Origin of the sequence: Leptolyngbya sp. O-77 (assembly GCF_001548395.1) — a bacterium.
Lineage (GTDB): Bacteria > Cyanobacteriota > Cyanobacteriia > Elainellales > Elainellaceae > Thermoleptolyngbya.
Map to the genome: position 1 here is coordinate 529,218 of NZ_AP017367.1, position 14,780 is coordinate 543,997.

Annotated in this window: 13 protein-coding genes; 3 read left to right on the plus strand and 10 right to left on the minus strand. The window is 56.2% G+C overall.

The genetic code is table 11. The features are described from left to right. Window positions 1-27: 27 nt before the first annotated feature. From O77CONTIG1_RS02295 to O77CONTIG1_RS23205, 6 genes are all read right to left on the minus strand, one after another. Complete coding sequence (locus O77CONTIG1_RS02295; RefSeq protein WP_068507740.1) at window positions 28-441, minus strand: hypothetical protein; 414 nt, start codon at window positions 439-441, stop codon at window positions 28-30. Window positions 442-593: 152 nt separating this feature from the next. Continuing rightward, a complete protein-coding gene (locus O77CONTIG1_RS02300; RefSeq protein ID WP_068507742.1) occupies window positions 594-1,766 on the minus strand; it encodes a 1-deoxy-D-xylulose-5-phosphate reductoisomerase in 1,173 nt (390 codons plus the stop codon). A 108-nt stretch (window positions 1,767-1,874) separates the two neighbouring features. Next, complete coding sequence (locus O77CONTIG1_RS02305) at window positions 1,875-2,234, minus strand: type II toxin-antitoxin system HicB family antitoxin (protein WP_197673297.1); 360 nt, start codon at window positions 2,232-2,234, stop codon at window positions 1,875-1,877. 620 nt (window positions 2,235-2,854) lie between these two features. Beyond that, the gene (locus O77CONTIG1_RS02310; protein WP_156434854.1) at window positions 2,855-5,476 is read right to left on the minus strand and encodes a calcium-binding protein; all 2,622 of its coding nucleotides are present in this window, start codon (window positions 5,474-5,476) and stop codon (window positions 2,855-2,857) included. 291 nt (window positions 5,477-5,767) lie between these two features. Then, a complete protein-coding gene (locus tag O77CONTIG1_RS24105) occupies window positions 5,768-5,911 on the minus strand; it encodes a hypothetical protein (RefSeq protein ID WP_156434856.1) in 144 nt (47 codons plus the stop codon). A 149-nt stretch (window positions 5,912-6,060) separates the two neighbouring features. Then, window positions 6,061-6,831: a type II toxin-antitoxin system HicB family antitoxin gene (locus O77CONTIG1_RS23205; RefSeq protein ID WP_197673298.1), complete on the minus strand. Its 771-nt coding sequence runs from the start codon at window positions 6,829-6,831 to the stop codon at window positions 6,061-6,063. A gap of 897 nt (window positions 6,832-7,728) precedes the next feature. Here O77CONTIG1_RS23205 and O77CONTIG1_RS02325 point away from each other — a divergent pair. The 3 genes from O77CONTIG1_RS02325 (at window position 7,729) to O77CONTIG1_RS02335 (ending at window position 11,609) form a co-directional block, all read left to right on the plus strand. Then, window positions 7,729-8,298 carry a hypothetical protein gene (locus O77CONTIG1_RS02325; protein WP_156434859.1) on the plus strand — a complete coding sequence of 190 codons (570 nt, stop codon included), beginning with the start codon at window positions 7,729-7,731 and terminating at the stop codon, window positions 8,296-8,298. Window positions 8,299-8,427: 129 nt separating this feature from the next. Then, entirely contained in the window at window positions 8,428-9,045 is a 618-nt protein-coding gene (locus tag O77CONTIG1_RS02330) for a pseudouridine synthase (protein ID WP_068507752.1), read from the plus strand. A gap of 182 nt (window positions 9,046-9,227) precedes the next feature. After that, entirely contained in the window at window positions 9,228-11,609 is a 2,382-nt protein-coding gene (locus O77CONTIG1_RS02335) for a serine/threonine phosphatase (protein WP_084782043.1), read from the plus strand. A gap of 22 nt (window positions 11,610-11,631) precedes the next feature. Here O77CONTIG1_RS02335 and O77CONTIG1_RS02340 read toward each other — a convergent pair whose 3' ends face one another. The 4 genes from O77CONTIG1_RS02340 to O77CONTIG1_RS02355 form a co-directional block, all read right to left on the minus strand. Beyond that, window positions 11,632-11,862: a DUF4327 family protein gene (locus tag O77CONTIG1_RS02340; protein ID WP_156434861.1), complete on the minus strand. Its 231-nt coding sequence runs from the start codon at window positions 11,860-11,862 to the stop codon at window positions 11,632-11,634. Window positions 11,863-12,354: 492 nt separating this feature from the next. Next, window positions 12,355-12,978: a chromophore lyase CpcT/CpeT gene (locus tag O77CONTIG1_RS02345; protein ID WP_084782046.1), complete on the minus strand. Its 624-nt coding sequence runs from the start codon at window positions 12,976-12,978 to the stop codon at window positions 12,355-12,357. 50 nt (window positions 12,979-13,028) lie between these two features. Further along, a complete protein-coding gene (locus tag O77CONTIG1_RS02350; protein ID WP_084782049.1) occupies window positions 13,029-13,940 on the minus strand; it encodes a carbon dioxide-concentrating mechanism protein CcmK in 912 nt (303 codons plus the stop codon). Between the two features lie 162 nt (window positions 13,941-14,102). After that, complete coding sequence (locus O77CONTIG1_RS02355) at window positions 14,103-14,732, minus strand: transferase (RefSeq protein ID WP_156434863.1); 630 nt, start codon at window positions 14,730-14,732, stop codon at window positions 14,103-14,105. Window positions 14,733-14,780 lie beyond the last annotated feature (48 nt).

Genomic DNA, 14,780 nt, shown 5'->3' on the forward strand with positions numbered 1-14,780 from the left:
AAGTTTTGTCAAGCTGGCTAAACTGGCTCACCAGCGCCAGTGATTTTTGCCGCGCCAAAACACGCCGATGATCAGGCCCATTAGCGCAACTTGGCTGGGCGGCAGCAGTGAAGGAATGCCAGAGAGCGATCGCACCCACACCATCACCACCAAGCAAGCAATCAGTCCCCAAAGCACACCCAGATTAATAAAAATCTGGCGCTGAAATTGATCCAGCAAATGCACTGCCAGCGCTCCTACGCCAATCGCAATCGACAGCACAATCAGCAAATCTAGCGGTGGCGAAAAGATCAGGGCATTGGCCCGCGCCACAAACGGCAGTCGAGAATCGCCCCACCATAGCAAAAGTTCTAGCGCAAACAGCCCAATAACAGCATAGCCCGCCGTCTGAAACAGCGGCAGCCAGGGCAGTTGCTTGATTCTGCGGAGGGGGTTGGACATTGCGAGGGAGCTTTGGGCTGTGAGAGCTTCAGACGGACAGGAGCGAGAGACGGACAGGAGCGATGTTGCAGGTTTTGCGTATTGCAGACGACAACGGCGCTTCCCATCATTCATTCCATCATCTCCTAATCTCCGTTACCTTGCATCCCCCATTACGCTACCAAGCGCTGACTCGCCGACAGCACCGCCTGCCGCGCCCACTGATCGGCTGCAAGGATGTCGTTGAGAGTGGGTTGGGGCAGATTGTGCGGATGATGGCGATCGCACGTTTGCTCAATCAGCCGGGGAATGTCGAGAAACTGGATTTTTTCCCGCAGGAACAGATCCACCGCCTGCTCATTGGCGGCATTCAGCACCGCGGGCATAGAACCTCCTGCCCGTCCCGCCGCATAGGCTAGCCCCATGCAGGGATATTTCTGGTGGTCGGGGGCACGGAAGGTAAGATCGCCACATTTCACCAGGTCGAGCCGTTCCCACTGGGTCGGCAGCCGGTCGGGATAGGACAGGGCATAGAGCAGCGGCAGACGCATATCGGGCAGCCCCAACTGTGCCAACACGGAAGTATCCTCTAGCTCAATTAGCGAGTGGATAATGCTCTGGGGGTGGATGACGATTTCGATATGGTCATAGTCCAGCCCAAATAGGAAATGCGCCTCGATTACTTCCAACCCTTTGTTCATGAGGGTGGCAGAGTCGATGGTGATTTTACGCCCCATCGTCCAGTTGGGGTGCTTGAGCGCGTCGGCCACCTTCACCGTGGCTAGCTTTTCGACCGGCAAATCGCGGAACGCGCCGCCCGATGCCGTTAGCAGGATGCGCCGCAAACCGCCCGCTGGGACACCCTGGAGGCACTGGAAAATGGCGGAATGCTCGGAATCGGCGGGCAATAGCTTCACGCCATGTTTTTGCACCAGCGGCAGCACGACCGGGCCGCCCGCAATCAGGGTTTCCTTGTTTGCCAGCGCAATGTCTTTGCCCGCTTCGATGGCAGCAATGGTGGGCAGCAGCCCCGCACATCCCACAATCCCCGTTACCACGGCCTCGGCATCGCCATAGCGGGCGACTTCGACTACGCCATTTTCGCCCGCGAGCAGGATGGGTTGCGGCGTGAGGTCGGCGATCGCCTCTTTCACCTGGGGCAACAGCGCCGGATCACAAATTGCAGCAATTTGGGGGCGAAACTGGCGAATCTGCTGAGCCAAGAGGTCTACGTTTCGCCCCGCCGCCAGCCCCACAATCCGAAACTGGTCGGGATATTGGCTTACAATGTCCAGGGTTTGGGTGCCGATGGAGCCAGTGGAGCCAAGCAGAGTAATCGCTTTCACAATTGCTTAAGGAATGAGCAGCAACTCCACTATAAAACGCAGCGTTACCGTAAAACGTGGCGTTACTCAGAATTCCCTAAATTCTGGTGCAGCCTTTAGATGCGCCCACTAGGCAAAGGGTTCCAAGCTGCGACGAGCAGCTTCAGAGAGGACATCCTGTGCCCAAGAATCTATGCTTTTGCCAGCGTAGTCGGCAGCACGGCACAGATCGGGCGTGGCTTTTAAGGCGATAGTCTTGGAATCAGGCTGAAGACCGGGGCGATCGGGTTCTTGCTGAGTGTCCTGGCAGAATTTCAGATACACGTCGATACAGCGGTGAAATTTGCGCTCTAGCTCGGCCGCAGTCTCGGCTTCAAAGGTCACGACATCCTGAATGTCGCGGACGCGACCATGCAGCACGCCGGCCTGAATGTCTACCTCGATCTCCGCTGTATAGCCTTTGTATTCCAACCTGTTGTGTTCCAACATTTTGCATTCCAGCATAGCGATCTCTACCCCAACCCATAACCCGCGCGATCTGTACAACCGATGCTAAACCGAGACTTCAACCTTAGTTGAGAAGTGACAGCTCTGGCACTCCTCATAGGAGGGAGACTCGAACCTGTCTTGAGAAGGTTCCTAAACCAGGGCGATCGCCACAATGCAGAGACGTAGCATCGAGTAGACAGCAGCCCCGCAAGCAAACTTAACAGAAGAACTTTTGGAAACGAATCTATCCCAGACCTGATGAACTTTTGAAAAAGCCTATCAGATTCTGCAATAAGATACCAAAAAGTTCGATTGCAAGATGTGCTAGCACTCGCTTCTAGTCTGTTTCACCCGCAAGATACCTATACCCGGACAGAGTCTAGACCCAGATACGGCGTTTTCTCGTGTGGTGAAGTACGCGCCGCTCTCAAGAGACACACAAGAGACAAAGGTTTGATAACCCTTTTGACGACCATCTGCATCCCTCACGAGCCTCAAAAACGCCGGAGCAAAATCCTTCGCTGTTGCACCCTGTCAGCGCTTGCGGAATCGGAAATTCCTAGCTTTGGGCGATTTCGATCTTAGCGTAGGCAGTTGGCAGTTGTGAGCAGGGCGATGGGTTAGCTTGCCGTTGTGTGGCTGGTTGGATCAAACAGGTTGTTGAAGTCTAGACTGTTGGGCTGCACATTCTGCAAGATTGCGAGCGTTCTGTCTCCATAGCGGATCAGGGTATGGCTGCCGCTGGCGCTAAAGGTTAGCTGATCGGGGGATAGGCTGCCCGTTAGTCGCAGCTTGTCTAGCCCCACTTCAAAGTCGGCGATCGCATCCACGCCCGGCCGTGCGCCCAGCACGAAGGTATCGCGCCCAGCACCGCCCACCAGCGTATCGTTGCCGATGCCGCCATCCAGCAAATCATCGCCATCGCCGCCGCGCAGCAGGTCGTCGCCGCTCAGCCCCAGCAGCACATCATTGCCGCCTAGACCGTTGATAGTGTCGTTTGAGTTGTCGCGCCCGGTAACGTGATTGTCATAGTCATTAAGGAAGGTGACGACGTTATCCCGGAAAACAGTCAGGTTTTCACGCCAGTGGATGACATCGAAGTCATCGGCGATCGCCGTTTGCCCGTCAAACAGCAGGTTGCCATCTGCTACCAGGTTGTCGAGGTCTTTCAGCGCAAAATCCTTCAGGCGAATCGTGAAATCAGACACGCCATCAAAGGTAATCAGCAGGTCAGCCCCTACCTGATTGAGCAGCATGTTTCTTGCAGTGAACGGCGCACCCACAAGCTGGATCGTATCAATCTCACCCGAATGAGCCGCCGCAACGCTGCCCGTACCCACGCCAGTAAAGTTCTGAATCACCACTTCGCGGCCGATGGATACCGAAACTGTCTCCTCCCCGAGGCGCACCAGGGCTTCAGGATGCCCCAGTTGCAACACAAAGATCCTGTTGCCTCCGGTGCCGTCTAGCGTAGTTGTGGGTGGGGTCGGCGACACGGGCGCATCTGGCGAGTTTGGCGACTCGCCCCCTCCTGGCTGACCATTCTCTCCGCCATCTGACGGGCCAGATCCATCCGTTGGAGCCGGTTCAGCGGGCGGGGCACCGCCTGCGCCTCCAGAATTGGGCGGTGGTGTCCCAACCGGCGGCCCCGGCAGATTGGGAGGGTTGATAGGCAGGCCAGCAGGGTCATCGTCGCCATTCCCTGACCCTGGCTGTTGGGGCAATCCACTATTGCCACCGCCACTGTCGTTGCCACCGCCACTGTCGTTGCCGCCGCCACTGTCGTTGCCGCCGCCACTATCGTTGCCACCGCCACTGTCGTTGCCGCCGCCACTGTCGTTGCCACCGCCATTGTTGCTCCCTGGCGCATTGCCCCCTGGGTGACCAGGATTGGGCGGTAGTTGGGGCTGTCCTGGTAGAGGAGCCGGAGGTTCTGGATCGTTGGGAGAATTTGGGTCAGACGGGCCATCGACGGGCAACAGAGGATTGTGTGGAATTTGGGGTGGCTTTGGCCGTCCGCCGCCCCCGCCGCCTCCATCAGGGCTGCCCGGATCAGTGCCATCCGAATCGCCGCCGGGGGGAGCGCCCCCTGCCCCACTATCTCCCGGTTCAAGGATGTCTGAGGTTGGGTCGTCAAAGATGGGTGGAACAATGGGGCGAGTGGGATTTCCATCGTTCCCATTGTCTGGATCGGATGCGGGCGGATCTTCGGCTCCGTCATTGGGCCAGGTTTTGCCGTTAGGAGCCGGAAACTGCGATCGCTTACCGCCAGTTTTCGGCAGGCTGGGACTACTGTCTTTGTCTAGTTCTTTGGGAGTTGCAGGTTCGAGTGGGAAAGTCTCCTGAGAACGCAGCGCATCGGGGGCGATCGCCCCATCTACAGGGGGCCCACTTATTTGCCCGACCACGTGCAGCGCTACAAGGTCTCCAAACTGTCCGCCAGCGCCGGGCATTCCCGCTGCACCACCCCCGTTCACAGATGTTGCCCAGCGGCGGAGCCAGTCGAGGCTTTCCGCCAGTTCCACGGGCTTAGCAGGGTTCCAGTGATGCGCGTGGATAGACAGCAGATGATATAACAGCAGTGCTACAAGCGCCTCGCTCTGCCCTGGTCTGTCCGAGTGAAAGCGCAAGAAGCGGGCCGACAGTCCTGCAACGCTCAGCCCGACCCAAGGCAAGACCGACTTTGGAGTAGCAGCATCCGTTTCTGGCGTTGGGCTGCCCTCTTCAGCAACCGGCGTTTCGCTGGGCGCATCGACGGGGTGGGGAATTTTCTTCAACCACTGGAGGAAGTCGCTAGCTGTGTGGATCTGGATGCTGCCATTAAAATTGTGGTAGATTCCGGGGACGATGACGACGATTCCCAACCGCTCACGCTGGGCGATCGCCAACTCGTGCAGTTTAGAATCGTGATCATCCCCCCATTCGTGCCCCTCTGGTAGCGGCAGAAGGCAGATATTGACTTGTTGGATCAAATCCTCAACCCGCTGTGCCAGTTCTGGCTGGCGATGCTCTCTGCGAATCACATCCAGAACGTGATTCAGCCCTGGTTCCAAAACCACAACGGGAATGCGAGTTCGGATGAGTTCCTGAATAATGTCGTGAGCCTGCTTTTGCAGATCGCTGATAAAGGAGCCAATCTCAGCGCCTGGGTATAGAAACGTAAAAAACTCGCTAGCCAAAATTGCAGCGGGCAAGCTAGCAGAGGAAACCAGCGAAGCGTGAGGGGGGCGGGCAGGACTCACGAGAAATTTCCTGAGAGGAGCTAAAACCAGTAGTAGTTTATAGTTTCATCTATTTCAGGGATGCGACTACCTATGCCAGTAGCTTAACCGGACTAGTTCCACTCTAAAAAGTGGTACAGCTTGGATTGGGAGGGCTTAGAGGTTTTCAGCCTAGCAGAAAATTCCACGCAGCAGGCTTAAAAGCGCTACCTCTCAGAACGCACTCTTCTGAAAAAGGCTTCTGAAAAAGGCCTGACAGTCGTTGCCAGACGTGAGACCGACATCAAAAAAACTTAATCCAGTCCAAAAAGATTAAAACACTCCAAACGGCTTTTTGCATAGCTGGATAAACAGTTGGAAAATTGCCAAAGCCGTCAGGATGATACTGCCCTGCCCAAATAGTGTAGAGCGAGGATGGCGATCGCCCCCGATTCGGTCAAGGTTCGATTCAGTCAAGGTTGAGAATTACTGCCTGCGGTCGGCAAGTGGGTTGGACTGTCAACAGAGAAACAAACCAACAGAGAAATAAACTAGAGAAATAAGCTAAGGGATTGCCCAAACTGTCAGGCGGCTTCCAAGCCCATACAACGGCTCAGGTGTTAATTTCAGGTGTTAATTACAGAGGTATTTTCAGGATGCAGCGAAAAGTTAACATTCTTTGGTGCAGCCGGGTCTAGATTAATCGTTCTCAACATCTGATCTGAAATTGCTCTCAGCACAAAGGGCGGCACCTCAGCCGCGTCATCCGATTTGGCCAGGCTCAAGAGCTTCGACATGCCCTCTTGAACTTGAGCGCGATCAATGGCGATGCCTCGCAGAATCAGATCCAGAGACTTCATAATCTCTAGGCTGGCGTGGGGGTCTTTGCGGCTAGCGTAGGGGTTGAAGGCGCTGACCAACTGAGGGGCGATCGCCCCATCCTGGCGCAGAACCTCAGTCAACAAAACCGCAGAGGATGTCGCAACTGCCTGCTCTAATGGCACAGCCACAAGCTGATTGGCATTTCCAGCATTGCCCCGCTCGTAGCGATAGCCCTTTAACTCGGCATCAGCCGCTTCGCTCAGCACTTGATCCATCCACGCATTGATGCTCATATCAGCGCGAGCAGCGGCCAGGGAAATCTTCTTATGGGTTGCCGATGAGGTACGAAACGCAATGTTGCCTTTGAACGGTTTTTCGGGTTCCTGCCCCGTTCGCTCCATTAAACTCAAATATTGATCAACCGCGTCGTGAAAATTGCGCTTAACGTCCTTTAGCTCCTTTGCCTGAAAAACGATAGCATCTCGCAAATCTAAAACCGTTCCATGCAGGACTTCAGCTTCAGGGTCGTAATCTACTTTTGCGGTATAGCCTCGGTAATTCAGCAAAGTACTCATAACATTACTCGTTCGTGCGGGGAGGGTGTATGCCTGACGCGATCAGGAATCGACGGACCTCGATCACCATCAATGGGGCGAGGCAGGGCTGATGGTCTAGCCGATGGAAGATCGCGTTGGCTCGGCGCGTTTCACACCAGACTTGAATCCATTGACCGTCATTGCCGCCGTTTTGAAACAGCTTCGCTCCGCATACACGAAGCAAATCCAAAACCTTCTCCCAAGAAATATCAGGCCGAGGGGGGTTCTCAAAAATTGCCTGATATGTCTGCTGATGGTCGTCACTGGCCGTCATGAAGATGCACTCTGGAACCGCAAACCCAGTCCTATTGGCCGGAGCGAAACCTCTGGCGGATGGATTTCAGAATTTTCCATATCCTACCCTGGATATCCAATGGGAGCCTAGAGAAATTAGCCCCATTTCAAACCCAGGATAGCGGAAACCATCGACCCGACAAGATCTGCTCAGATATTCAGCCAGCCAAGCTGCTGCTCCGACATAGAAGCAAAAAATAGACGGCTGAACCCTTATGCTAAACCGTTCAGAAGTTTTCTGAGCGAGCGGTTACCAGAGCCTGTTTTACGCTATCAAGATAAGCTATCAATGTCAAGGCTCACCCGTCTTTTGCTGGATCTTAAGCAGGGCGGGCGATCGCCCCCTTTACCGTCTTGTTTTCATGAAGATTTCTAGTGAGATTTTAAAAAACTTTGCTCAAAATTTTTCTCGCAATTCTTTTGATATTGAATTATACTATCAAAAAAAGTCGGTATCAAAAATTGATATCTAGACCTGATCTCTCTCCGGAATAGGCCGTTTCCAACGCCTGACACGATGTAGAACAACGCTCTACATCGCACTGAGCCTGCTACCAGCTAACCAACCCCCCCCACAACGCCATGACCTGCCCAATGCTGAATTACGAAAACCATATGGAAGTCCGGCTGGTCAAAGACAAAGAGCCGCCGCCCCCCTCCAATGACGCTGGAAAGGCCGTGGTGACCATCACCACGATTTCGATTGCCGTAAGTCTGGCGCTGAAAGTGATGCTGCCGGATATCAACCTCAACCCGGCGATCGCCTCTCCAAATACGACCCCGCCCGTAGAAGATTTCCCCACCGAATGGCCCAACAATCCGCCGCCTTCTGTAAATGCCCCCTCAACCCCTGTGCCGGGGCCAGACGCGACCGATAGATATGGCCGTGGCTTCTTTCAAATTGTCGAGTGCGGCACAATCTACCCGGCAGCAGCAAACTTTCGGGCCTATCCGGGGCTGGCAAACCACGGCATTCGAGGCGTAGTGCCTCATGGGGAATGGGTGCTGTTGACAGGATTGGTAAGCTATGCCGACGGTATTCTCTGGCATCAAGTGGTGAATCAGTCTCGCCTCTGGCCATCCTTTGAGCTAGGAGCCTTCAACCAGCTTGATAGAAATCAGTTGGGCTGGGTAGCGGGCTGCTTTGTTTAGCTGTTCTGCCTAGCTGATTTGTCTAGCTGCTCCGCCTGGCTAGTCGATCGAGCTACATTCCAGGAGCCGAAGTTCGCTAGGATCGGCTTGTCTCGCCTCCGCCTGATTACACCCCCTTAGATCGATCGTGTGCCTCATCGCCATCTATTGTTTTACAAGCCCTACGATGTGCTGACCCAGTTTGGGCAGCCTAGCGAACTGCCCGACCCCGCACCAGCCTATCGCACGCTCAAAGACTACATCCCGGTTCCAGGGGTGTATCCGGTGGGTCGGCTAGATCGAGACAGCGAAGGACTGCTGTTGCTCACCAGCGACGGGCGCTTGCAGCATGTTTTAACAAACCCCAAGTTTCAGCATCCTCGCACCTATTGGGTACAAGTCGAGCGATCGCCCGATGAAGCGGCCCTGCAAAAGCTGCGTCAGGGGGTGGTGATTCAAAACTACCGGACGCGCCCAGCTAAAGCTCGGATCTTGCCCCAGGAGCCAGCGTTGCCGCCGCGCAATCCGCCGATTCGCTTCCGCAAAACCGTGCCGACGGCGTGGCTAGAGCTAACGCTGACGGAGGGGCGCAATCGCCAGGTGCGTCGAATGACGGCGGCAGTGGGGTTTCCGACGCTGCGGTTGGTGCGAGTGGCGATCGCCCATCTGCGGTTGGAGGGGTTGCAGCCGGGCCAGTGGCGCGATCTCACGCCTGATGAATTGGCTGAATTGGCAAGATTGTCTCCAAGATCGCGCCCACGCCCGTAGAGTTGGGGGTGCGGGTCGAGAATGGATCGTGTAACCTTTTAGTCAAGCGGCTGATCAAGCGGTCGATTCGTCAGGTCACGAACGCCGAGTCAGGTCGCCGAAGCCAGCTTCAACGGCAGCAGAGTTATTCAGTAGAGTTACCAGTCCGACTTGCCGCCTACGGGAGTGAAGGAAGTTCCCCCATGCTTGTTTGTCCTCAGTGCGAATTCGAGAATCCCGACAGTAACAAGTTTTGTCAGCAGTGTGGGGCTTCCCTCCAGGAAATCGCCTGCCCTGCCTGCGGGTCGTCGGTGCCCTTTGATGTGGAGCTTTGCCCGACCTGCGGCGCAACAGCGGGAACGTCCTGGCGAGCCATTATTGCCGCCGTTGATGCAGCCGTGGGCTGGCCGCTCGTGTTGCCCGCCCTGCCCTACCTGGATCTGCAACATCGCTATCGGCTGCTGGAGGCGCTGTCTGCAACTTCGCTCTCTTTGGTGGGGGCTGAGGTGCGGGTGCTGGACTGCCAGCCGTTTCGCCTGTCGCCGCTGGAGATGCTCTATAGCCAGAACCCCGATGCACCTGATGCGGGGCTAGCACGGAGTGATGAAGCGATCGCCCAGGGGAGCAAAAACGTTATTCCGGCGATCGCCCGGGCCTATCTAGACTTGCAGCAGCAGCTTTATCCGTCCCTACCCCATATTCATGATGCCTGGGAAAAAGACGGACAAATCGTTGTGCTGCTGGAAGATCGGAGCGGGCTGCCTTCATTAGCAGACCTAGGCGCGTCGGAGGTGCTGCCACCGTTCCAGCTTCTTCATCTGCTCCACCAGATGACGGAACTGTGGGCTGCTCTGCAACCCGTGGGCTATGCCCAGAGCTTGCTGGAACTCAATAACCTCAAAGTTGATGAAGACCAGTTGCTCTATCTTCAGCGGCTCTATCGGGATAAGCCCGATGCAGAACCCCAACTTCGCGATTTGGGCCGCGTTTGGAAGCTGCTTTTGCAGCAGCAGCCCAGCCACGAAAATCTGAATCCCCTGGTGCAGGTCTGCCAGGATTTGGAACTGGGCACGATTGCGACGATCGATGTGTTGCAGCACTGCCTCACTATGATTGCCGCTCTGTTGCAGGGAGGTGATGGAGCATCTGCTCCAGGGGCGATCGCCCTCGATAAGCCTGAAGCGGCTGACGAAACGGCCCCTGATTTGCAAGCAGACGATATACAGGCAGAAGATACGATCGTGCTTCCCCCTGCGCTTTCCGCAAAGGACACCGCGCCGGCCGACGCTGCATCTGCGAATCATCCCAATCGCCTCCTCGATCCAACAGCGGTATCGCTCGGTGGGGTTACCGCCAGCCTCCTCAACACAGCCCCTCCGAAGTCAGCCACAGACGAACCCATTACCAGTGAGCTAGTTCCGTCCGAACTGATGACGGGCGAACCAGTTACAGACGAACCCATCACCGCAGAACTCGTTGCGTCGGAACCCGCCGCAGAACCTGCCGCAATGGAAGCGGAACCCATCACCGCAGAATCTGCTGCTGCCAACCCTGCGCCGGCCCCGGCTACTAACCCAGAAGCCTTGCCGATGTCTGATTCGGCGGAATCGGAAACAACGGAGATTATGTTCCCCACCGTATCGCGGATGGCGGATATCAGCGTGTCGTCCAGCCCCACCCGCCTAGAGTTGGGCAGTCCCGACGAAGACAGCGAGACCGAAGGGGACGATCTGCCAACGGTGGTGCTGCCAATGAAGCTGATTGGGCTGGAAGATGCAGGACGGAGCGACATTGGCCGCCAGCGAGAACACAACGAAGATTATTACGCTATCCAGGTAGAGGTGAAAAAGCTGGAAAGCCAGAACGGGCGATCGCTCAAGGCGAAAGGGCTATACATTCTCTGCGATGGCATGGGTGGCCACGCCAGCGGCGAGGTGGCCAGTGCCCTGGCGGCCAGTACGCTTCAGCAGTATTTTCAGGATCACTGGAAAGATGGACTGCCCAATGAGGCAACCATTCGAGAGGGCATTTTGCTGGCAAACAAGGCAATTTATACGCTGAACCAGGAAAACGCCAGTTCGGGCAGCGGTCGCATGGGCACAACTTTGGTACTGGCGCTCATCCAGGACACCGAAGCAGCGATCGCCCATGTGGGAGACAGCCGCCTCTATCGCTACAGTCGCCGTCGCGGTCTGGAGCAACTGACGGTGGATCATGAGGTGGGGCAGCGAGAAATTCAGCGGGGCGTAGAGCCTGCGATCGCCTATGGTCGCCCCGATGCCTACCAGCTAACCCAGGCCCTCGGCCCGCGAGACGAGCACTTCGTCAATCCCGATGTGCAGTTTGTCGAGCTAACTGAAGATTTGCTGCTGCTGCTGTGTTCCGACGGGTTGACAGACAATGACTTGCTGGAAACCCATGTCGAGAGCCACCTCGACCCGATGCTGGATGGGCAGGTGAGCCTAGACAACGGGGTGAATATGCTCATCGACCTGGCAAATCAGCACAACGGCCACGACAACATTACGGCGATCGCCATCCACGCCCGCGTGCGTCCAAATCTAGACCTGATGAAGCGCGGATAGGCGATCGCAAGATAGCTGCAATTCAATCTTCGTCCCAGGACTCTACAGCAAGCAAGTCGGCTACGGGATCTTGCATGGAAAAGTCGAAGTCCTCCAGTTCGCGCTTCCAGTAGGCCCACTCGTCACCATAGAGCAGCGCAATCTTCCAGAGGCGATCGCTCGGCTCTAGCACATCTGAGTCCACGAGCGATTTCACCTGCCGTTGAAATTTCACCATCGGATGCAAATCCGGGCTAACAACACGGTTCACCATAATTAACTTGTTAAATTTCCTCTAGGGTAAAAGTTGTCCTGACCTCGCAGAGCGCTCCCTCAGCAGCGTGGAGTCTAGTGTCGCAGGGTTTAATAGCACAGAGCCACAGCCGCACCCAGCGGTTCAATTCAATCAGCCGATGCTCAATCATCAGCCGCACTTGGGTAACAGATTCAACTCAAACTCAGCCAGCAACTTATCTGTCGAAACACATCCTAGCTCATCCCTTCACTCTTGCATCCCAAAATCCCGGATGCAGGCGGCAATATTCATTTCTTCTATAGGTCTGTACAGAACCAATTAGAAACCCTTGTTTTCAAACGCTCCACAATCCTCTGATTGGGTGAAGTCATCGCTTGGCTGCAAAAGTCGAAAGCCCCCAGCAATTGCATTGGGAAGTTTGGCGATGTTTCTTTGTCAGGTCTTTGTCAGGTCTTTGTCAGGGTTCTGAGGGCATCTTTTGTAAGCGGTCTTGACGCTGCGGGCGGTGTTTCAGATGGGATAGTCCACCTGTTTGATGAATTCGTAGGGGCCCATCAGCGCTCCCCAAAGCGCCTGGCCGGTGTCTGGGTCAACGCCTTTGTCGTAGCTGCGAAAGCGGCCCGGGCTGGCTTCAAACCCCAGCACAACCTGGCGCGTCTCGCCGTTGTATTGAAAACAGCAGCGATCGCCCTCCTTGGGTTCTGCGGCTACTCCGTCCTTGTGAGTCCGCAACCGCAGCCGACAGCCCGGTAGGAGTTGCAAGTCGTCTAGCGTTAGATTGGAGAGCAACTCCGGTCGTGCGCCCGCGCCCCGAAACCGATCCGGCTGGCGAAAGGCCCAGTATTGCACGGTATATTGCACAGTAGGCTTGCCGTCGTCCCCACCGCCCGCATCGGTGTTCCCGTCGTCATTCTCCTGCAATACCAGCACCCGCTGTCGGTAGGGGTTTTGCAAATACAGCGCGTTGGACTGTTCCGCAAACAGCGCAAGGCATCCATGTATCCGAATGGGCAGGGGACGGTGCCACAGCCGCAGATGAACAAACCAGGTCGGCTGATCGAGCGACTGGGCGCGATTGTCAAACTCGCCCGCAAGCCACTGGGCCAGGGTGAGTAAATCCAGAACTGGAGGCATGTTGAAAGGTGAGAGCGGGTGTAGAACTGGGGAACATCAGATGATTCTGATTATTCTTCGAGGTTTTCTAAGGGCTTAGGACGCTGAACAGCCAGTGGGTCTAGCTCTGGCAGGGGAATCGGCTCCGCCGTAGGGTTCGCAGCCTGGGGCGATCGCGCTTCGGGTTCCAGCGGCTCCGCCGACTCGATTGTCTTTTGTACGGTTATCTGTTGTACGGTCTTTTGCACTTCGACTTCAGGCTGTTCTGGTGCAGCCAACTCCTTCTGCGGCGCTTTTAGATCCAGCGGCAGGGCAATCGGCTGCGGCTTCTCGATCCAGTAGCTGGCAAGCGGGAGGGTTTCTTCTAGGTCATCCAGCGGACGCGGAATCACCATCACGGCGTGCAGTTCGCCAATCCGCTCGGCTTCGTGCATCCCGGCTTCTACGGCCATTGCCACATCCGCCACGCGCCCGCGAATGATCGCAGTACACAGCCCGTCGCCAATCGTTTCGCACGCCGCAAGCTGCACCTCGGCTGCCTTGAGCATGGCATCGGCTGCACCCACCATCGCCGGATAGCCGCGTGTTTCCAGAAGCCCTACGGCCTGCTTGCTGAGACGGCTATAGCCCCGGTCAGACAAAAACTTGGCTAGCCGACTGCCGATGGGTAGCACGGCTTCGAGGTTTGGCGAGGGGCGGGCAATAATGGTTTTAGAAATGAACTGGTCAAACCGTCGCGCCGTTTCTTCGCCCACATCTACGGCAATGCGGACATCGGAAATGCCGCCCCGCACGACGGCAGTGCAATAGCCGCTGCCTGTTTTTTCATAGCCAATTAGCGTTACGCCGGAGGACTTCAGCATCATGTCGGCTGTGCCCACAATGGCGGGAAAGCTGCGCGTGCAAACTAGCCCCAGGGCGCTGTCTCCAAAGTCTCGCCGGGGCGGGGTCGTTCCAACCTGAAGTTTGCCGGATGCGTCCATAGGGTTTGATGCTCAGATTGGCGATCGCCCTCTCAGCTTAACACTACGCCCTCGGCTTAGCGGTCTTTTGGCTTGCACTGCCCAACTGCGTTAGATACTGGCGCAAGTTCTGTATGATCTCTGCACAATTGAAATAATCTGCACAAGATTGAACTAAATGATTCAGCCAGTATCAGGCGGCGAAGCGCCATCTGTCTCCGCCTGCCGATAGGGAAACATGGTTGCTAGAAGCTGCTGAAGTGCCTCCCGTCCGTAGACTGGGGGTGTGGACAGACTAATCGGCGCAGTGGTCGAGAGTCCGCCCACAGAGCGTCGGTCACTCAACGCATTGGGCCCAAGCCCAGCGCCAGACGTGGAAGGTTGAGCAGGCAACGGCGGGGATGGAATCGCACCGCTAGAGTCTGGTATGGCAGAGGCAAGTGGGGTATCCAGGTCAACTCGGCGGCTCGTGTCTCCCAGTAGCGCCTTGGGCGGCACAATTTCACCAGGGGCGATCGCTGGATTTAGAATTGTCGCTTCGGCCCCGATGCAAGCCGTCGCGCCGATATGCCCTGCACCAATGATTAGTACCCGCGAACCGATCGTCACGCCTGCCTCGATCGTCAGCGGGCCGCCGTGGGCGTGCAAGATAGCCCCCGCCGCAACGCTAACCCCTGCCCGAATCGTAATCCGACTGCCAGGGTTAGCCTGGAGCAAAACCCCAGGGGCGATCGCCGCCCCTGGCTCAATCACCACATCGCCATTCGTCAACCCTGGGGTGGTCTCAACTGACGATAGCGGTGACCTCTGCATTGCTCTAAGGGGATGTAAACCAACCTGTCGTTAAACCCGACTCCAACC